Raw genomic sequence first — 18,703 nt, 5'->3', positions numbered from 1 at the left:
GTACCGGACTCTGCCCTGGGGAGATTTTGGTACGGGTGGCTGGGTGTGTGGCGTACCGGACTCTGCCCTGGGGAGATTTTGGTACGGGTGGCTGGGTGTGTGGCGTACCGGACTCTGCCCTGGGGAGACCTTGGTACGGGTGGCTGGGTGTGTGGCGTACCGGACTCTGCCCTGGGGAGATTTTGGTACGGGTGGCTGGGTGTGTGGCGTACCGGACTCTGCCCTGGGGAGATTTTGGTACGGGTGGCTGGGTGTGTGGCGTACCGGACTCTGCCCTGGGGAGACCTTGGTACGGGTGGCTGGGTGTGTGGCGTACCGGACTCTGCCCTGGGGAGACTTTGGTACGGGTGGCCGAGTCGCGTCGGGGCACCACGGCGACGACACCTACCATGGTGGGGTGTGGCCATATATCGCGACTCTGATCCCGTCGATCGGGTTGCTCTACCTGCTCTACGTGATCCTCAAACACATGATGGAGGCCGACCGCCGCGAGCGCATTGCGCACGCGCAGTGGGAGCGTGCGGAAGCCGCGGATCGCGCCTCGGGGCCCGAAAGTCCCGACGAGACGAAGTGACCTGCGCGGCCGCAATAGGCCGCCCGGAAAACAAAGAATGTCACGCTGCAATTAATACAACTGCTGCGCAGAGCGCTGTGTTAGCGTTGGTTTTCGAAATCTTCGAAAACCCCCCCCGGTAGGAGTACGACGTATGGCTCAGCGTGTGCAGATTCTGCTCGAGGACGACCTGGACGGGTCGGAGGCGAGCGAGACCGTCAATTTCTCGCTGGACGGCAAGTCCTACGAGATCGATCTCTCCGCCGCGAATTCCGCCCAGTTGCGCGACGACTTCGCCAAGTGGATCGGTCACGCGCGTGCGGTTCGCGGCCGGACACGGGTCGCCGCGCCCACGCGTTCGGCCGGCCGCACCGATCTGAACAAGGTCCGTGACTGGGGCCGCAAGAATGGCTTCAAGGTCAGCGACCGTGGCCGCGTCTCGGCCGAGGTCCAAGAGGCATACGCCCGGGCCAACGGCTGAGTCTTTCCTGGGAGAAACTTCCGGCAAGAACGCCATCCGGTGCGCATTGTGCGCACCGGATGGCGTTCTTCGTGTGTGGCACCGACCCGAAACTCCACCGGCCACCGATCGGAAAGGCGCCAGGACGTCAGTCAGTCGCCGGCGAGCCCGTCGGCGAACAAGTCACCGTGCACGGCCAGCCTTTCCAGCACATCGTCATACAATATTTGTCGCAGGCTGTCCGGGTGTTCAGCGCCTCTTTCAATCTCTTCCCAGGTGCGGGGTGCGGCGACGGTCGGCCGGTCCTTACCGCGCAGCGAATAGGGAGCGATCGTCGTCTTCGCGGCGGTGTTCTGTGACCAGTCCAGCAACACCTTTCCGGGCCGCTTGGACTTGGTCATCTTCCACACCACCAGATCCGGGTGCTCGCGGGTGAGCTCCTGCGCCAGCTCGCGTGCCGCATCCCGCACCTCCTCGCTGCTGCGGCCGCCACCGCTGCCGCCGTCGAGGGCGGCATACAGCTGCATGCCCTTGCTGCCGGACGTCACCGGGACACAGCGGGTCAGACCGATGCGGGCCAGTCGGTCGCGGACGATGAGCGCCAGCCGGGCGCACTCGGGCAGACCGGCTGGTGCGCCCGGATCCAGATCGACCACCAGGCGATCCGGTGCGGTCGGCCGGTCGTCCCGCAGCCGCCACTGCGGGACATGGAATTCCAGCGACGCCAGATTGACCAGGTAGACCAGCTCGGCCAGATCGGTGACGACCGGATAGGTGATCCGGTCACCGGTGCCCCGTGACCCCGACGAGGGGAGGGTGACGCGGGACAACCACGCGGGAGCCCCCGGTGGCAGGTTCTTCTCGAAGAACGACAGGTCGGCCACGCCGTGCGGCCACCGGATCCGCGTGACCGGCCGCTGCGCCAGCACGCTCAGCAACGGTCCGGCGACCTGGGTGTAGTAATGCAGGACCTCGCCCTTGGTGGTTTCCGTGCCGGGGTAGATGAGCTTGTCCAGATTGCCGATCTTGAGCCGCCGGCCGCCCACCTCGGCGATGATCTGCCCGTCAGCCATCGGCTCCCACCCCACGAAGTTCTCGCCCGCTTCGCTGCTCCGATACTTCGCGGGGACCCCCGGTTTCCGCCCGCGGAGGTTTCACCGAGACTCCGTCTCGGTCGCCGCGAGTTCGGCGGGGGTCAGGTCGGCGCGGATGCCGCGCCAGCTCGGCTGGCGCAGCTGACCGCCGTCGGAGATGCCGAGGAACTCCACGTCCGCGACGAGTTCGGGGTGCACCCAACGGATGCCGCCCCGTCCCGGCTCGACCGGTGGGTCCTGCTCGAACGGCGAATGATCGGCGGCGAGCTCGCGCAAGCGGGTGAGCAGGCCGACACCACGGGTGCCGGCGAGGCCCGAGCCCACCCGTCCGCGATAGAGCAGCGGACCCTCGGGCGTCGGCGTCGCCAGGTAGACCGAGCCGAGCGCGAGGTCGTTGTCCCGTTCGGGCAGCCAGCCGCAGATCACGAAGGAGTCGGTGCGGCGGTGCACGATCTTGCGCCAGTCGGGGCTGCGCCGTCCCGGTCGGTATGGCGAACCGGCCCGCTTGGACACCACGCCTTCCAGGTGTTGCGCGGCTGTCGCCTCGGCCAGTTGCGCGCCATCGGTGAAGGTCGGTGGCACCTGGATCCGGGCACTGGCCAGCTGCAGCCCCTCCAGCAGTTGCCGCCGCTGACGCAGCGGCATGGCCAGAGTGGGTCGTTCCATCGCCTGCAGCACGTCGAAGACGAGGAACGTCGCGGGCGCGGCCGCGCCCAGCCGGGCGGCCATGGCCGCGTCGGACACGTTGAAACGCTCCGCCAGGGCCGCGAAGGACGGCACGCCGTCGGCCAGGATCACCACCTCGCCGTCGAGGAGCAGGTCGTCATACCCGTGCAGCCCGGCGTCCGGGGCGACGAGTTCGGGGAAGGCGACGGTGACGTCCCGCTCGGTGCGCGAGGTGAGGCGCACCGACGCTCCCGACACGTGTGCCAGCACGCGCATGCCGTCCCACTTGACCTCGTGCAGCCAGTCCTCGCCCTCCGGCACGGTGTCCGCGGGTGTGGCGAGCATGGGGCGCATGCAGCCATCTTGCCCCGAACCGCCGGACGGCATGCCACCAGCTGCGGTGATCGGCGACGCGGTGCTCGCTTGATGTCTGTCACACCGACACAGCACAATCGACCTGTGCGTGCTATCTGGAAGGGTGCCGTCTCGTTCGGCCTGGTCAATGTCCCGGTGCGGCTCTACTCCGCCACCGAGAACCACGACGTGCAGTTCCGCCAGGTGCACCGTGAGGACGGTGGACGCATCAAATACCAGCGGGTCTGCTCGATCGACGGCGAGCAGGTGTCCTACGACGACATCGCCAAGGGATACGAGACCGACGACGGCCAGATGGTCGTGTTGACCGACGACGACCTCGCGGAGCTGCCGGTCAGCAACACCAAGGAGATCGCGGTCGACAAGTTCGTGCCGAGTGCGCAGATCGATCCGCTGCTGTTGGACAAGAGCTACTACCTCGAACCCGACAAGGGGTCGGCCAAGCCCTACGTCCTGCTGCGCGACGCGCTGCAGGCCACCGATCGGGTCGCGCTCGTCACGGTGTCGATCCGCACCCGCTCGACCGTGGCGCTGCTGCGGGTGCGTGATGAGGTCATCGTGCTGCAGACGATGCTGTGGCCGGACGAGATCCGCAGTGCCGACTTCGGTGTGCTGGACGACGCCAAGGAGGTCGAGCCCAAGTCCGCCGAGCTGGCGATGGCCGGCATGCTGGTGGATTCGCTGTCCGGCGACTACGACCCCGACGACTATCACGACGACTACGAGCAGGCGGTCAAGGAGGTCGTGCGCGCCAAGCTGGAGGGCAACGAGGTCACACCACTGCCGGAGCGGGAGGACGAGGGCGGCGAGGTCCTGGACCTGCTCGCCGCGCTGCAGCAGAGCGTCAACCGGGCCAAGAAGTCCCGTGGCGAGCCGGTCGACGAGCAGGACGCGCCGGCCGGCGACCAGCACGCTGCGCAGGACAGCGCGAAGCCCGCGAAGAAGGCTGCGAAGAAATCCGCGGCCAAGAAATCGACGGCCAAGAAATCGACGGCCAAGAAATCGACGGCCACGAAGACCGCAGCCAAGAAATCGGCAGCGAAGAAGAAGTCGACCTCCACGTCGGCGGCGAAGAAGCCGGCCAAGAAACCGGCCAAGAAGGCCGGCTGACGGGTGCAACGCCCATATTTGGTTCGTGGCCCAGCACGCCGATGTGTTCGGCCGTCATGCGGGGATGTTATCCACACGGGGGAGACCCGGTCTTGTTCGCTCTGCGCGAACAAGGCGCCGGACGGCCGCGGGACGGAACATGCTGGCGGCTGCCGGCGTTGTCCGCCACAAGACGTGCTGCACTCTGTGCCCGGTCCGTGGTTGACCGCGGGCCCGATCAGTTGCTGCGGTTAGCATCGATGGTAGCGAGCTACCCGAGGAGTTAATGATGTTCGAACGGTTCACCGACCGCGCCCGGCGAGTTGTGGTGCTCGCTCAAGAAGAGGCGCGCATGCTCAACCACAACTACATCGGCACCGAACACATCCTGCTCGGGCTGATCCACGAGGGCGAAGGTGTGGCCGCGAAGGCGCTGGAGAGCCTCGGCATCTCCCTGGACGCGGTGCGCGAGCAGGTCCAGGAGATCATCGGCCCCAGCCAGCAGACCCAGTCCGGCCACATCCCGTTCACTCCGCGCGCCAAGAAGGTGCTCGAGCTGTCCCTGCGCGAGGGCCTGCAGCTGGGCCACAGCTACATCGGCACCGAGCACATCCTGCTCGGCCTCATCCGCGAGGGTGAGGGCGTCGCCGCCCAGGTGCTGGTCAAGATGGGCGCCGACCTGTCCCGCGTGCGCCAGCAGGTCATCCAGCTCGTCTCGGGCTACCAGGGCAAGGAGCCGCAGGGCGCCGGCGTCGGGCAGGGCAGCCAGGAGAGCGGCACCCCGGCCGGCTCGCTGGTGCTCGACCAGTTCGGCCGCAACCTGACGCAGGCCGCCCGCGAGGGCAAGCTCGACCCGGTCATCCAGCGTGACAAGGAGATCGAGCGGGTCATGCAGGTGCTGTCCCGGCGCACCAAGAACAACCCCGTTCTCATCGGCGAGCCGGGCGTCGGCAAGACCGCCGTCGTCGAGGGCCTGGCCCAGGACATCGTCCGCGGGGAGGTGCCCGAGACCCTGAAGGACAAGCAGCTCTACACGCTCGACCTGGGTTCGCTGGTCGCCGGCAGCCGTTACCGAGGCGACTTCGAGGAGCGGTTGCGCAAGGTTCTCAAAGAGATCCGCACCCGCGGCGACATCATCTTGTTCATCGACGAGATCCACACCCTGGTCGGTGCGGGTGCCGCCGAGGGCGCGATCGACGCCGCGTCGATCCTGAAGCCGATGCTGGCCCGTGGCGAGCTGCAGACCATCGGTGCCACGACGCTCGACGAATACCGCAAGCACATCGAGAAGGACGCCGCGCTGGAGCGCCGCTTCCAGCCGATCCAGGTGCAGGAGCCGACGATCCCGCACGCGATCGAGATCCTGAAGGGTCTGCGCGACCGCTACGAGGCGCACCACCGGGTGACGATCACCGATGCGGCGTTGGTCGGTGCGGTCAACATGGCCGACCGCTACATCAACGACCGGCACCTGCCGGACAAGGCGATCGACCTGATCGACGAGGCGGGCGCCCGGTTGCGCATCCGCCGGATGACCGCTCCGCCGGACCTGCGCGAGTTCGACGAGAAGATCTCGCACGTGCGCCGCGAGAAGGAGTCGGCGATCGACGGGCAGGACTTCGAGAAGGCCGCCTCGTTGCGTGACGACGAGAAGAAGCTGATCCAGGCCAAGGAGCAGCGGGAGAAGGAGTGGAAGGCCGGCGACATCGACGTCGTCGCGGAGGTCGACGAGGAGTTGATCGCCGAGGTGCTGGCCGCTTCGACCGGCATCCCGGTGTTCAAGCTGACCGAGGAGGAGTCCAGCCGACTGCTGCGGATGGAGGACGAGCTGCACAAGCGCATCGTCGGCAACGACGACGCGATCAAGGGTCTGTCGCAGGCGATCCGGCGCACCCGCGCCGGCCTGAAGGACCCGCGGCGTCCCGGCGGTTCGTTCATCTTCGCCGGTCCGACCGGTGTCGGTAAGACCGAGCTCGCCAAGGCACTCGCGGAGTTCCTCTTCGGCGACGACGACTCGCTGATCACGCTGGACATGTCGGAGTTCTCCGAGAAGCACACCGTGTCGCGGCTGTTCGGTTCGCCTCCCGGTTACGTCGGTTACGAAGAGGGTGGACAGCTGACCGAGAAGGTCCGCCGCAAGCCGTTCTCGGTGGTGCTGTTCGACGAGGTCGAGAAGGCCCACCCGGACATCTTCAACTCGCTGCTGCAGATCCTGGAGGACGGCCGGCTGACCGACTCCCAGGGCCGCGTGGTCGACTTCAAGAACACCGTGATCATCATGACCACCAACCTCGGCACGCGTGACATCGCCAAGGGCGTCTCGCTGGGCTTCGCGTCCGGCAACGACAGCTCCACCGGTTACCAGAAGATGAAGGCCAAGGTCCAGGACGAGCTCAAGCAGCACTTCCGGCCCGAGTTCCTCAACCGTGTCGACGACACGATCGTCTTCCCGCAGCTGACGCAGGAGGAGATCGTGCAGATCGTCGACCTGCGGATCGCGGACCTCGACGAGCGTCTGAAGGACAAGGACATGGCGATCGAGCTCACGTCCGCAGCCAAGAAGCTGCTGGCCGAGCGCGGTTACGACCCGGCACTGGGCGCCCGTCCGCTGCGTCGCGCCATCCAGCGCGAGGTCGAGGACGTGCTGTCCGAGAAGATCCTCTACGGCGAGATCGGCGCCGGCGAGATCGTGCTGGTCGACGTCGAGGGCGAGGGCCGGGATGCGAAGTTCACCTTCGCCGGCAGCCCGAAGCCGCAGGCCCCGGACGGGCTCACCGTCGAGACCGCCGGCGGCATCGATCTCGGCAAGGACTAACACGTCGCGGGCCGCGGTGCCCGCATCGTGACCGGCAAGGGCCGGGCGGATTCTTTCCGCCCGGCCCTTGCCGCTGTGCGTTTCCGGCAACGGTCGCTGGTTGTGGACGCGGAGCGCACTCGTCGTTGGCGGGGCGGGCACGCCCTGCCGGCATCACCTGCGGAAAGATGGGCGCATGACACTGCGCGACCCGGCCCTGCACCTCCGTCCGGCCCAGGCGACGGACGTGCGCGGGATCCGCGAGCTGACCAAGCCGTATGTCGAGTCGCGCGCCATCGTGCCCAAGCCGGCGGTCGCCTACTACGAGGGCGTGCAGGAGTTCCTCGTCGTCGGCCGCGCGGACCGGCTGGTCGGGTGCGGCGCGCTGCACGTGATGTGGGAGGACGTGGCCGAGGTCCGCACCCTGGCCGTGGCCGCCGAGGAGAAGGGGCAGGGCATCGGGAGCACGTTGCTCACCGCCCTGCTGGACCGGGCGCGCGAGCTCGGCGTCCGACGGGTTTTCTGCCTGACCTTCGAGGTGGGGTTCTTCACCGCGCACGGGTTCGAGCAGATCGACGGTGAACCCGTCGAGCCGGATGTCTACGCCGAGATGCTCCAGTCGTATGACGAGGGCGTGGCGGAATTCCTCGACCTCGACCGGGTCAAGCCCAACACCCTGGGCAACCACCGGATGCTCCTGACCCTCTGAACGCTGCCGGAACGACCCGGCTCGCGCCCTGCGGTGCCGCGCCGGCGGCCGGATGCAGATCGACCCGGCGCGCGCCGCACACCGCGCACCGGACGTAGAGCACCGTGCCGAGCGAGGTGGCATGCCGCGACTCGGTGATCCACGCGTGTTCCGAGGCGACAGAAGGAGTTTCGGGGTGGCGGGCCCGTGTCGAAGTCGTCATACCCGCCAGCGTGGTGTAATGCCGTTGTGCAACTCAACCCTTACGGCGAGTATGCCGTCCTGCTGGCCGCGTCACTGGCCAACGACTGGCCGGACGACCGGGCGGGCATCGACGCGCGGACGCGCACCTTCGGTATGACGATGCCGTTCCCGGAGCGTCCGGACGATCACGGTGCGACGCGGCGGATGATCGACCAGTGGCTGGCTGTCGTCGACGCCGACGACGACGGTCAGCGGGCCGACCTGCTCAATGCGCTGATGAAGCGCGCCACGGCATACCCACGCCTGGTCGATCACGATAACGAGGGGTGGCATCTGCACTACCGTGACGACGACCAGACGATGCCGCATGTGCTCCGTGCGGTGATCAGTGTCGGGACGGCGTTGCACCTGACCACCCGAGGCATGCACCGTCTCGGCCGGTGTGCCGCGGGCGAGGCGCCCGCAGATCCGTGCAGGAACGTCGTCGTGGACATCACCCGCAACGGCCGGCAACGCTACTGCTCGGTGCGCTGCGCCAACCGCGACGCCGTACGACGCCATCGGGCGCGCCGCGCCGGCCCGCAGGTCGGCTAACGGCTGGCGCGGTAGATGCGGCGCACGACATCCTCGATGTCCGGCTCCTCGATGGACAGGTCGCGCAACTGCGCGTGCTCGCCGACAGCCGCGAGAACCGCTGCAGCAGTGGTCATCTCGGAGTCGAACGCCAGCCGTTGACGAGCGCCGGCCACGTCACTGCCCAGGTGTGTCGTGTGCGGTATGCCGGTCAGGTCCGGCGTCGCATCCGCGAAATCGAGCACGAGCGTGCGGTCCGCTCCGGCGGCACGGGCCAGCCCCTCGATGCTGCCGTCGTACACCGCGCGGCCGTGGTCCACGACGAGCACGCGCTCGCAGAGCCGCTCGATGTCGCCCATGTCGTGGGTGGTCAGCAGCAGGGTGGTGCCGTGCTGCGCCCGTTCGGTGATGAGGAATTCGCGCAGCCGCTGCTTGGACAGCACGTCCAGCCCGATGGTCGGTTCATCCAGGATCACCAGCCGCGGCCGGTGCAGCAGGGCAGCGGCGACCTCGGCACGCATCCGCTGTCCCAGGGAGAGCTGACGCACCGGCGTGGCGAGGAACTCACCCAGCTCCAGCTGCTCGATCAGCTCGGCGGTCCGCGCGCGTGCGTCCGCTCCGGGCAGCCGGTGGATGGCGGCCAGGATGTCGAAGGACTCGCGCACCGGCAGGTCCCACCACAGCTGGGAACGCTGGCCGAACACGACACCGACCTGTGCCGCCAAGCGCCGCCGGTCCCGGTGCGGGTCGATGCCGCAGGTGCGCACCGTGCCACGGGTCGGGACGAGGATGCCGACCAGCATCTTGATCGTCGTCGACTTGCCGGCACCGTTCGCACCGATGTAGCCGACCGATTCCCCCGGCCGGACCAGCAGGCGCAGAGCGTCGACCGCGCGCAGCGTGCTTCTGCGCAGGGCGTCGCGGCCCTTTCCGCGCCGTGTGAATTCCCGTGTCAAACCGTCCGTTTCGATGATCAGCTCGGTCATGTCTCAGCCGCCTCCGCCTTGGTAGTGACGTACACCGAAGCGCCACATGAGCAGCGCGAAGCCCCACATCCAGACCGCGGCGATCGGGGTGCACCACGCCAGCCAGGTCGGCATGCCCGCAGGTCCGGGCAGGTCGAGCAGACGCAACGCCGGGACGTATGCCGCCAGCGCCATCGGGAAGACGAATCCGAAGAGCGCCTTCAGCGGCGCTGACCAGACCGCTGCCGGCTGCGTCGACGCGTAGCGTCCGCCATACACGAAGGCGTTGGTGAACTCCGCACCCTGGATCAGGAAGAACTGCACGCCGGCGGCCCAGATGTACATCGCCGAGAAGATCGCGACGGCGCACACGATGGTCAGCACGAGCAGACCGATGTGTGCCGCGTTCCAGCGGATGTCGTTGATCGACAGCCCGATCACCAACGATCCCAGGCCGATCCCGGCCCGGGTGAGGCGCCGCAATGAGATGTCGCTGGTCATCAGCTGCAGCAACAGCGGCTGCGGCCGAAGGTAGAACACGTCCAGGGTGCCGGCCCTGATGTACTTCGGCAGCGTGTCGCAGTGCCCCACGAACATGTCGGCGATGGAGTAGGACATGTCGGCCAGGCCGAAGACCAGCAGCACCTGCCGGAAGGTCAGTCCGCCGAGCACCGTGACCTGGTGGAACAGCAGCCAGACCTCAGCGAGCTCGATGAGGCCCACCAGTCCGGAGCTGGCCAGGTCGATGACGAAATTGCTGCGATAGCTGCGTTGGGAACGCATCCGGGAGGCGAGGACCGCCCGGTATCCGTCGAATCGGCCTGGTAGCGACGCTGCATCGAGGACTCTGGGTCCCTGCGAAATATCGGAGGAGCGGCGGGGTCCCCGCGAAGTATTCGGAGGAGCGGAGCGGGGGAGAAACTTCGTGGGGTGCCGGTGCGGAGGGGAACTTCGTGGGGTGAGTTTCATCCGCCCTGCACCTCCAGCTTCCGGCGCCCGGCGACGGTGAGCAAATGGCCGATCAGCAGCATTCCGGCGAGCCAGGCCAACTGCACCCCGACCAGCCGGTATGCCGCGCCGCCGGTGACGCGCCCGGTCAGGATGTCGATGGGATACATCATGATCGACGGACAGGGTGTCGCCTCGGCGATGATCAGCAGCCAGCCGGGGAAGAGTGTGATCGGCACGAAGAGCCCCGCGAAGAAACCGGACAGGACCATGTAGAGGATCTGGATCCCGCGCGTCTCGATCAGCCAGAAACCGGCAACGGCAACGAGATAGACGGTGGCGAAGGACACCGTGATGCCGATGACCACACTGGTCAGCCCCAGCGCGTAGGGCACCGGCGAGGTCGGCATGGTCATCCCGATGACCAGTGCTCCGATGCCGAGGCTGGGCAGGCCGCGGGGGATCAGGGCGAAGACCGCCTTGCCGACTTCCGTTGTGATCGTTGCCAGTTGGACGTTGACGGGGCGAAGGAAGTCGATCGCGACGTCGCCGTTCTTGATCCGGTCGGCGAGGTCCAGCCGGCCGTTGAGGTTGACCGACCCGAGCAGGCCCTGCGAAACCCAGATATAGGCGCTCATGGTGCCGACGTCATACCCCTGCACGGTGCCGCCGGCTGCACGCACGGTGGCAAAGAGCATGGCGACCTTGAGGAAACCGAAGGTCAGGTTGGCGACGAGTCCGCCGAACATCGCCAGTCGGTAGGCGGCCTGCTCGCGGAAGCCGGCTGTGAACAGGCGGAGATAGGGGGAAATCGTCGCCGCACGCACAAACGCGAGAACTTACCGGGCCGACGACGCCGCGGCAAGTGGTTTTCCCGCGGTCAGTTCTTCGGAGTCAGACCCAGCAGGTCGAGCGCTTCCTCGAGGGACGCCTCGGGGGACTGGTGTGCGTGCACCACGACACCGTCCTCGTCCTGCTGCAACGGCTCGAGCGTCTGCAGCTGCGACGGCAGCAACGAGGGTGGCATGTAGTGACCGGTGCGCTTGGACAGCCGGTCCTCCAGGACCTCCTGCGGGACGTCGAGATAGACGAACCGGACGTTCTTGCGGTCCTCGCGCAGCAGGTCCCGGTAAGCCCGCTTCAGCGCCGAGCAGGTGATGACCGCGCTGCGGCCGTCGCGCTCGTGCTCGTCGATCCAGGTGCCGATCGAGCGCAGCCACGGCCAGCGGTCCTCGTCGGTGAGCGGGACGCCGGCAGCCATCTTGGAGACGTTGGCCTGGGAGTGGAAGTCGTCGCCCTCGGCATACAGCCAACCCATCGCGTCGGCGATGCCTTCGGCAAGGGTGGTCTTGCCGGAGCCGGACACCCCCATGACGATGAGGAACTGGGCGGGGTCGTCAGCGGCGCTCATTTGGACACTCTAACCAGGGCATCGGCGGGACATGCCTACACCGGCAGGCGGAAGCGTTCGCGTGGGAGCGGTTCGACCAGGCCGTCCTCGATGAGCGAGGCGAGGCAGCGGTCCCGTTGACCCGCGTCGTCCCAGACGAGGTCCAGATCGGTCCGCGGCACCGGCGCGGTCGCCTCGCGCAACACCGCCAGCAACCTGCCCCGCACCTGCCGGTCGGTGCCGTGCCACTTCTGGACCCGCCTGCGTGGTCCGTCGTGCTCCGGCCGGCCGGCCAGCACCCAGGCACAGTGCGACACCACCGGGCAGTCGGGGCAGTGCGGTGCTGCGGCCTTGCAGACCAGCGCGCCGAGCTCCATGACGGCGACGTTCCACCGGGCGGCGGCCGTGTCGTCGGCGGGCAGGAGCGTCCCGGCGAGCCTGGTCTCGGCGGCGGTCAGGCTGGGCGCGGGATGTTGTGCGCCGGTCACCAGCCGGGCCTGGACCCGGCGCACGTTGACGTCGACCACCGCCGCGCGGAGGCCGAACGCGAACGCCCCGACCGCCGCTGCGGTGTAGCTGCCGATCCCCGGAAGCGCCTGCAACTGCTGCAGATCCGCGGGTATGACGCCGTCGTGCTCCCGCGTGATCGCGGTCGCCGCAGCGTGCAGGCGCAGCGCCCGCCGTGGGTAACCCAGCCGACCCCAGGCGCGCACCGCCTCGCCGGGCGCGTCCGCGGCCAGCGCCGCCGGCGTGGGCCATTGCTGCATCCAGCTGCGCCATACCGGCTCGACCCGGGCCACCGGCGTCTGCTGCAGCATCACTTCCGAGACGAGCACCGCCCACGGCCGGTCGATCTGCGGCCAGGGCCACTCGTCGGCCGGGATCCGCCACGGCAGCTCGCGGGCGCCGGCGGCATACCACTGCAGGATGGCGTGGTGCAGGCCCTCCACGTCGGTCATCGGCTCGGGGCTAGACGTAGCGCTCGAGGATGCTGCTCTCGGCCAACCGCGACAGGCCCTCGCGCACGGCGCGGGCGCGGCTCTCGCCGACGCCTTCGACGGCCATCAGGTCGTCGAAGTCCGCGGCGAGCAGCTTCTGCAGCGTGCCGAAGTGGTCGACCAGCCGGTCCACGATGGTGCCGGGCAGCCGCGGCACCTTGGTCAGCAGCCGGTAGCCGCGGGGGCTGACCGACAGGTCGAGCATGTCGCCGATGACCGAGAAACCGGCGGCGCGTGCTCCGGCCGTCAGGTCGAGCAGCTCGGTGGAGTTCATCTCGCCGAGCCGCTCGATGGCGTCCTCCACGGTCAGCTCGGTGCGGCCGGGGTCCAGGTAGTCACGCACCACCAGCTCCCGGTCGTCGCTCAGGCCGCCCACGAGCTCGTCCAGCTGCAACGAGATCAGCCGGCCGTCGGTGCCCAGCTCGATGACGTATTCGCTGATCTCCTCACTGATCCGGCGGACCATCTCCAAGCGCTGCAGGACGCTGGCGACATCACGCACCGTGACGAGGTCCTCGATCTCCAGCGCGGACAGGGTCCCGGTCACCTCGTCGAGCCGCGCCTTGTAGCGCTCGAGGGTCTGCAGCGCCTGGTTGGCGCGGGACATGATCGCGTTGGAGCCCTCGATGACGTGCCGCACGCCGCCGACATACAGGGCGATGATGTGCATCGACTGACTGACCGAGATGACCGGGAAGCCGGTCTGCTTGGCGACGCGTTCGGCGGTGCGGTGCCGGGTGCCCGACTCTTTGGTCTCGATGCTCGGGTCGGGCATCAACTGGGTGCCCGCGCGCAGGATCCGGGACACGTCGCTGTTGACGACGATCCCGCCGTCCATCTTGGCCAGTTCGCGCAACCGGGTGGCGGTGAACTCGATGTCGATCGGGAAGCCGCCGGACGACATGTTCTCCACCACCGCGTCGTGGCCGATCACGATGAGCGCACCGGTGCGCCCGCGCAGGATCCGCTCGAGTGCGTCGCGCAGGTCGGTGCCGGGTGCGACGGCGGCGAGCGTTTCACGCAGGATGACTTCGGGGGATCGGGTCACCCGGTCAGTGTAGGTGTGGCGCGCGGGGGCGCAGCAGCACCACGCAGGCCGGCAACCTGTCCGATCGCCATGAGATCCGGCCGCCCGGTCAGCTGGTGACGGGTATGGCGATGGCGCGCGTCGCTGCGTGCACGTCGCGCACCTCCAGCACCCGCATACCCGGCGGCGCGATCTCGGTGCCCATCGAACCCGCCGGCACGATCGCGCGCTTGAAGCCGATGCGGGCCGCTTCGGCGAGCCGGCGTGGGACACCGCCGACACCACGCACGTCGCCGGCCAGGCCGACCTCGCCCACCGCCAGCGTGCCGGGCGGCAGCGGGCAGCCGTCCTTGGCCGAGGCGAGCGCCAGTGCGATCGCCAGATCGGCGGCCGGCTCGGACAGCTTGGCCCCGCCGACGGTGGAGACGTAACAATCGTCGTCCCGCAGTCGGACGCCGGCCCGCCGGTCGAGCACCGCCAGGATCATCGCGGTGCGGGAACCGTCGACACCGTTGGTGGTGCGACGTGCGGAACCGCCGTTGCCGGGGACCAGCAACGCCTGCACCTCGGTGACCAGCGGACGCCGACCCTCCAGAGTCACCGTCACGCAGGTGCCGGGCACCGGCTCCTCCATGCGGGACAGGAAGAGGCCGCTGGGGTCCGGCAACCCGGTGATGCCCATCTCGGTCAGGTCGAAGCAGCCCACCTCGTCGGTGGGTCCGAAGCGGTTCTTGGCCGCGCGGACCAGCCGCAGGCACGAGTGCCGCTCGCCCTCGAACTGCACGACGACGTCGACGAGGTGCTCCAGGACGCGGGGGCCGGCGATCGAACCGTCCTTGGTGACGTGGCCGACCAGCAGCGTGCCGATGCCCTCGCGCTTGGCCACCTGGATGACGGCGGCCGCGACCTCGCGCACCTGGGCGACGTTGCCCGGGGCGCCGTCGACCGACGCGGACGCGATGGTCTGGACCGAGTCGATGATCAGCAGGTCCGGACGCAGCTTGTCGATCTGGGCGAGCACCGTCGCCAGGTCGGTCTCACTGGCCAGGTAGAGGTCGCGGGCCAGCGCCTCGATGCGTTCGCCGCGCAGCCGCACCTGGGCCGCGGACTCCTCGCCACTGACGTAGAGGACGGTCTGCCCCTCCCGGGCGGCGCGTGCGGCGACGTCGAGCAACAGGGTCGACTTGCCGATGCCGGGCTCGCCGGCGACCAGCACCACCCCGCCGGTGACGAGACCGCCTCCGAGCACCCGGTCGAACTCGCCCACTCCGGTCGGGCGGTGCTGTGCCCGGGTGGCGTCGACCTCGCCGATGGGCAGTGCCGGTCGTTCGATCGTCGCCGCCGGCGCGGTGCGCACCTGCTGCTGGCCGACCTCGGTCACCGTGCCCCACGCCTGGCACTCGCCGCAGCGGCCCACCCACTTGATCGCCTGCCATCCGCACTCGGTGCAGCGGTAGGTGGGGGCCGGTGCCTTCTTGCGTGTGCTGCTCGCCATACGCCGGACGATAGACGCCCGCGCCGACACCCCGGCCGACGAGCTCAGAAACGACGCCAGCGCACGAAGACGGCGTAGTCGACGCCGGTGCCGGGGTGTTCGGTCAGGATCCGGTCGGCGTGGTCGGGCGTGAACTCGATCCGCACCACCGCCTCGAAGTCGGCCCGCGAGGCGAACGCCCATCGCATCGACACCGGCACCGAGGTGAAGCCCATGCGGCGCCAGAAGCGCTCCACGCCCACCGGGTCGTATGACGGCAGTGCCCTGCGGAACCACGAGCCGAACGTGGACCGGGACGCGTCGTTGTCCACCACGAACGCGACACCGCCGCGGCGCATCACCCGCTCCAGTTCGGCCAGCCCCGGCTCACATCCGGCGCCGAAGAAGTACGCCCATCGCGCGTGCGCGATGTCGACCGAGTCGTCCTGCACCGGAAGGGCTTCGGCCGCACCGGTTCGCACGTCGACCGCCGCCCGCCGGCTGTCGCGGCGCACCCTGTCGCGCGCCACCTCCACCAGTGGAAGGTGCGGCTCGACGCCGACCACCGACCGCGCGGTGCGCGCGAAGAGCGGCAGGTGGAATCCGGTGCCACAGCCGATGTCCAGCACGTCGGCACCGGACCAGTCGCGCACGTGCCGCATCGCCGCCCAGATGGCACCGTCCGGATCGACGCCTCGGTTCTCGATCTCGTAGACGTCCGGCGAGTTCCAGATGTTCGGCGACGGAATGGCGTGGTTTTCCGAATGCCGCTGTGTCACGTGCGTTTCCGGACGCTGCTCCGCTCGATCGCCTGATCCGCGGCCTGCTCCGCCAGCAGTGTCGCCGGGTGCACGAAGAGTGGCAACAGTTTGCGACCGCCCGGCCCGGCCTCCCGCAGCGCCGTCACCTGCAGCAGGTGTGCCTCGCAGCGGATGGCCAACTCGTCATACGCGCTGTCACCCATCAGGTGCCGCAGCTCGCCCTCGTTCGAGACGTAGACAGGCGAACTCCCCACGTGCGCTTCAGGATTGCCCGAGCAGTACCAGTCCAGATCGTGTCCACCGGGCCCCCAGCCGCGGCGGTCGTACTCACCGATCGAGATCTCCAGGTATGACGTGTCGTCCGGCTGCTCGACCGTGCGGTAGGTGCGCCGGATCGGCAGTTGCCAGCACACGTCCGGTTTGACGGTGTGCGGGGCGACACCGGTGAGGACGGCGTGCTGGTGCAACGCACATCCGGCACCGGCGGGGAAGCCCGGCCGATTGTGGAAGATACAGGCGCCGTCGACGACCCTGGTCTTCCAGTCGCCGTCCTCCTTCTCCCGCCAGCCGTCCGCATGGCCCTCGTCGTAGTACTGCCATTCGTCGGGGCCGAGTTCGCGCACGACCGCCTTGACGTTCTTGAGGTCCTCCTTGTCCGAGAAGTGCGCCCCGAGCGTGCAGCAGCCGACATCGGGCGCGTCGGCGTAGATGCCCTGACAACCGGCGCCGAAGATGCAGGTCCAAGACGACGTGAGCCACGTCAGGTCGCAGCGGAAGCGTTCGTCCGGGTCGTCCGGATTGTCGAATTCGACCCAGGTCCGTGGGGTTTCCAGTGCTGTCTCGACCACGCGTCACATGGTAGGTCGCGGCCTTCCTAGTAGCGTTGAGCCATGCGGCTCGGCGTGATCGACGTGGGATCCAACACGGTCCACCTGCTCGTGGTCGACGCGCATCCGGGCGCCCACCCACTGCCGGCGACCTCGCACAAGCGCGAGTTGCGCCTGTCCGAGCACACCACCGCGGACGGTGCGATCTCGCCCGAAGGCATCGAGCAGTTGACGGTATTCGTGCACGAATGTCTCACCATCGCCGACGATCAGGGCTGCGAGGACGTGCTCGCCTTCGCCACCAGCGCGATCCGGGAAGCGCCCAACGGCGACGATGTGCTCTCCCGGGTGCACGCCGCGACGGACGTCAAGCTGGAGGTGCTCGGGGGCCCGGACGAGTCACGACTGACCTTCCTCGCCGTCCGGCGGTGGTTCGGCTGGTCGGCGGGCCGGCTGCTGGTGATCGACATCGGCGGCGGGTCGCTGGAGCTGGCTGCCGGCATCGACGAGGAGCCGGATGTCGCACTCAGCCTTCCGCTGGGTGCCGGGCGGCTGACCCGTGACCTGCCCGGTGACCCGCCGCGAGCCGAGGACCTGAAGGTGTTGCGCACGCGGATCCGGTCCGACATCGCCCGGGTGGTCCGCGACCTGCACAAGGTCGGTCGAGCCGACCGGGTCGTCGGCACCAGCAAGACGATCCGCTCGCTCGCCCGGGTGCTCGGTGCCGCTCCCCGCGCGGACGGCCCACGAGTCCGCCGGGTGCTGGACCGGGAGGCGCTCGGCGAGCTGGTGCCGCGGCTGGCACAGCTGACCTCCGATGAACGCGCAGTGTTGCCAGGGGTTTCGCAGAGCCGGTCGCGCCAGCTGCTGGCCGGCGCGATGGTGGTGCACGGCGCCATGGAGCTGCTCGGTGTCGACCAGCTCGATCTGTGCCCGTGGGCGCTGCGCGAGGGCGTCATCCTGCGCAGGCTCGATTGGCTGGGCGCCTGATGGCAGCTGCCCCGCTCACCGTCCCGCAGGGCCGCGTCGCGTTGTCCACCTCGTCGGTCTACCCGCTCGGCGTCGTCGACGGCTTCGCGATGGCCGACCGCCTCGGGTATGACGGCGTGGAGGTGATGGTCTGGACCGACCCGGTGAGTCAGGAGTCCGGGGCGCTGCGCCAGCTGGTCGACCACTACGGCATACCGATCGTGTCCGTCCATGCACCGACCCTCCTTCTGACACAACGCATCTGGGGCCCGGAGCCGTGGCCCAAAGTGGACAACTCCGTTGCGCTCGCCGAGGAGGTCGGTGCCCGGACGGTCGTGGTGCACCCGCCCTTCCGGTGGCAGCGCGAGTATGCCGCGGAGTTCGCCGCCGGCATCGCCGAACGCAACGCTCGCACCGACGTGCGCATCACGGTCGAGAACATGTTCCCGTGGCGCGCCCGCGGCCGCGAGATGCAGGCCTACCTGCCCGGGTGGGATCCGGTCGATCTCGACTACGAACACGTCACCCTCGACCTGTCGCACACCGCGACGGCCGGTTCGGACGCCCTGCGGATGGCCGCCGATCTGGGCGGCCGGCTCGCCCACATCCATCTGGCCGACGGTTCGGGGTCCTTCAAGGACGAGCACTTGGTCCCCGGTCGCGGGTCCCAGCCGTGCGCCACTCTGCTGGAGTCGTTGGCCGGGCGCGGCTACGCCGGCGACGTTGTCCTGGAGGTCGGCACCCGCAAGCTGTCCGCGGAGCAGCGGGAGCTGGATCTGGCCGAGGCCCTCGCCTTCGCGCGGCTGCATTTCGCCGCCCCGGCCGCGTCATGAACCGCACGACGGCCG

At 68.8% G+C, this 18,703-nt stretch carries 19 protein-coding genes; 8 read left to right on the top strand and 11 right to left on the bottom strand.

All coding sequences use genetic code 11. From position 1 onward, the window contains the following. Window positions 1-397: 397 nt before the first annotated feature. Together ACYVBN_RS08000 and ACYVBN_RS07995 are read left to right on the top strand one after the other, a co-directional pair. Window positions 398-574, top strand: coding sequence for a hypothetical protein (locus tag ACYVBN_RS08000; RefSeq protein ID WP_440282832.1), 177 nt, complete (start codon window positions 398-400; stop codon window positions 572-574). 133 nt (window positions 575-707) lie between these two features. Next, window positions 708-1,034: a histone-like nucleoid-structuring protein Lsr2 gene (locus ACYVBN_RS07995; RefSeq protein WP_440282833.1), complete on the top strand. Its 327-nt coding sequence runs from the start codon at window positions 708-710 to the stop codon at window positions 1,032-1,034. Window positions 1,035-1,165: 131 nt separating this feature from the next. On the opposite strand, the gene ligD (ACYVBN_RS07990) is transcribed toward ACYVBN_RS07995, so the two are convergent. Together ligD (ACYVBN_RS07990) and ligD (ACYVBN_RS07985) are read right to left on the bottom strand one after the other, a co-directional pair. Next, window positions 1,166-2,086, bottom strand: a complete 921-nt coding sequence (gene ligD, locus ACYVBN_RS07990) for a non-homologous end-joining DNA ligase (protein WP_460600048.1) — start codon at window positions 2,084-2,086, stop codon at window positions 1,166-1,168. An 81-nt stretch (window positions 2,087-2,167) separates the two neighbouring features. Next, complete coding sequence (gene ligD / locus ACYVBN_RS07985) at window positions 2,168-3,127, bottom strand: ATP-dependent DNA ligase (RefSeq protein WP_460600047.1); 960 nt, start codon at window positions 3,125-3,127, stop codon at window positions 2,168-2,170. Window positions 3,128-3,232: 105 nt separating this feature from the next. Between ligD (ACYVBN_RS07985) and ku the strand changes: the two genes are divergently transcribed. The 4 genes from ku (at window position 3,233) to ACYVBN_RS07965 (ending at window position 8,517) form a co-directional block, all read left to right on the top strand. Continuing rightward, window positions 3,233-4,258 (top strand): Ku protein, encoded by a 1,026-nt coding sequence (ku, locus tag ACYVBN_RS07980; protein ID WP_460600046.1) that lies wholly within the window; start codon window positions 3,233-3,235, stop codon window positions 4,256-4,258. A gap of 268 nt (window positions 4,259-4,526) precedes the next feature. After that, window positions 4,527-7,052 (top strand): ATP-dependent Clp protease ATP-binding subunit, encoded by a 2,526-nt coding sequence (locus ACYVBN_RS07975; RefSeq protein ID WP_460600045.1) that lies wholly within the window; start codon window positions 4,527-4,529, stop codon window positions 7,050-7,052. A gap of 175 nt (window positions 7,053-7,227) precedes the next feature. Beyond that, window positions 7,228-7,740, top strand: a complete 513-nt coding sequence (locus tag ACYVBN_RS07970; RefSeq protein ID WP_440282838.1) for an amino-acid N-acetyltransferase — start codon at window positions 7,228-7,230, stop codon at window positions 7,738-7,740. A gap of 228 nt (window positions 7,741-7,968) precedes the next feature. Beyond that, a complete protein-coding gene (locus ACYVBN_RS07965) occupies window positions 7,969-8,517 on the top strand; it encodes a CGNR zinc finger domain-containing protein (RefSeq protein ID WP_460600044.1) in 549 nt (182 codons plus the stop codon). Here ACYVBN_RS07965 and ACYVBN_RS07960 read toward each other — a convergent pair. The 9 genes from ACYVBN_RS07960 to ACYVBN_RS07920 all read right to left on the bottom strand — a co-directional run bounded on the left by ACYVBN_RS07960 (window position 8,514) and on the right by ACYVBN_RS07920 (window position 16,907). After that, window positions 8,514-9,482 (bottom strand): ABC transporter ATP-binding protein, encoded by a 969-nt coding sequence (locus ACYVBN_RS07960; protein WP_460600043.1) that lies wholly within the window; start codon window positions 9,480-9,482, stop codon window positions 8,514-8,516. The two genes, ACYVBN_RS07965 and ACYVBN_RS07960, sit on opposite strands and share 4 nt — an antisense overlap. Before the next feature lie 3 nt (window positions 9,483-9,485). Further along, window positions 9,486-10,244, bottom strand: coding sequence for an ABC transporter permease (locus tag ACYVBN_RS07955; protein ID WP_460600042.1), 759 nt, complete (start codon window positions 10,242-10,244; stop codon window positions 9,486-9,488). 182 nt (window positions 10,245-10,426) lie between these two features. Continuing rightward, window positions 10,427-11,236 carry an ABC transporter permease gene (locus ACYVBN_RS07950; protein ID WP_460600041.1) on the bottom strand — a complete coding sequence of 270 codons (810 nt, stop codon included), beginning with the start codon at window positions 11,234-11,236 and terminating at the stop codon, window positions 10,427-10,429. Between the two features lie 53 nt (window positions 11,237-11,289). Further along, entirely contained in the window at window positions 11,290-11,820 is a 531-nt protein-coding gene (locus tag ACYVBN_RS07945) for a gluconokinase (RefSeq protein ID WP_440282843.1), read from the bottom strand. 35 nt (window positions 11,821-11,855) lie between these two features. Then, window positions 11,856-12,758: an HhH-GPD family protein gene (locus ACYVBN_RS07940; RefSeq protein WP_460600040.1), complete on the bottom strand. Its 903-nt coding sequence runs from the start codon at window positions 12,756-12,758 to the stop codon at window positions 11,856-11,858. Between the two features lie 10 nt (window positions 12,759-12,768). Beyond that, window positions 12,769-13,845, bottom strand: coding sequence for a DNA integrity scanning diadenylate cyclase DisA (disA, locus tag ACYVBN_RS07935; RefSeq protein ID WP_440282845.1), 1,077 nt, complete (start codon window positions 13,843-13,845; stop codon window positions 12,769-12,771). 88 nt (window positions 13,846-13,933) lie between these two features. Next, on the bottom strand, window positions 13,934-15,319 hold the full coding sequence (gene radA / locus ACYVBN_RS07930) for a DNA repair protein RadA (protein ID WP_460600039.1): 1,386 nt from the start codon (window positions 15,317-15,319) through the stop codon (window positions 13,934-13,936). A gap of 44 nt (window positions 15,320-15,363) precedes the next feature. Then, the gene (locus ACYVBN_RS07925; RefSeq protein ID WP_460600038.1) at window positions 15,364-16,077 is read right to left on the bottom strand and encodes a class I SAM-dependent methyltransferase; all 714 of its coding nucleotides are present in this window, start codon (window positions 16,075-16,077) and stop codon (window positions 15,364-15,366) included. Further along, window positions 16,074-16,907, bottom strand: coding sequence for a hypothetical protein (locus ACYVBN_RS07920; protein ID WP_460600037.1), 834 nt, complete (start codon window positions 16,905-16,907; stop codon window positions 16,074-16,076). The genes ACYVBN_RS07925 and ACYVBN_RS07920 overlap by 4 nt, the downstream gene beginning before the upstream one ends. A 42-nt stretch (window positions 16,908-16,949) precedes the next feature. On the opposite strand from ACYVBN_RS07920, the gene ACYVBN_RS07915 reads away from it, so the two are divergent. Continuing rightward, the gene (locus ACYVBN_RS07915) at window positions 16,950-17,876 is read left to right on the top strand and encodes a Ppx/GppA family phosphatase (protein WP_460600036.1); all 927 of its coding nucleotides are present in this window, start codon (window positions 16,950-16,952) and stop codon (window positions 17,874-17,876) included. Beyond that, entirely contained in the window at window positions 17,876-18,688 is an 813-nt protein-coding gene (locus tag ACYVBN_RS07910) for a sugar phosphate isomerase/epimerase family protein (protein WP_440283897.1), read from the top strand. Before ACYVBN_RS07915 ends, ACYVBN_RS07910 begins: the two co-directional genes overlap by 1 nt. Window positions 18,689-18,703: the final 15 nt, after the last annotated feature.

It is taken from the genome of Flexivirga lutea (assembly GCF_054778955.1).
The sequence above is the reverse complement of the archived record's forward strand: the minus strand, read 5'-3'. Positions and strand labels throughout refer to the sequence as shown.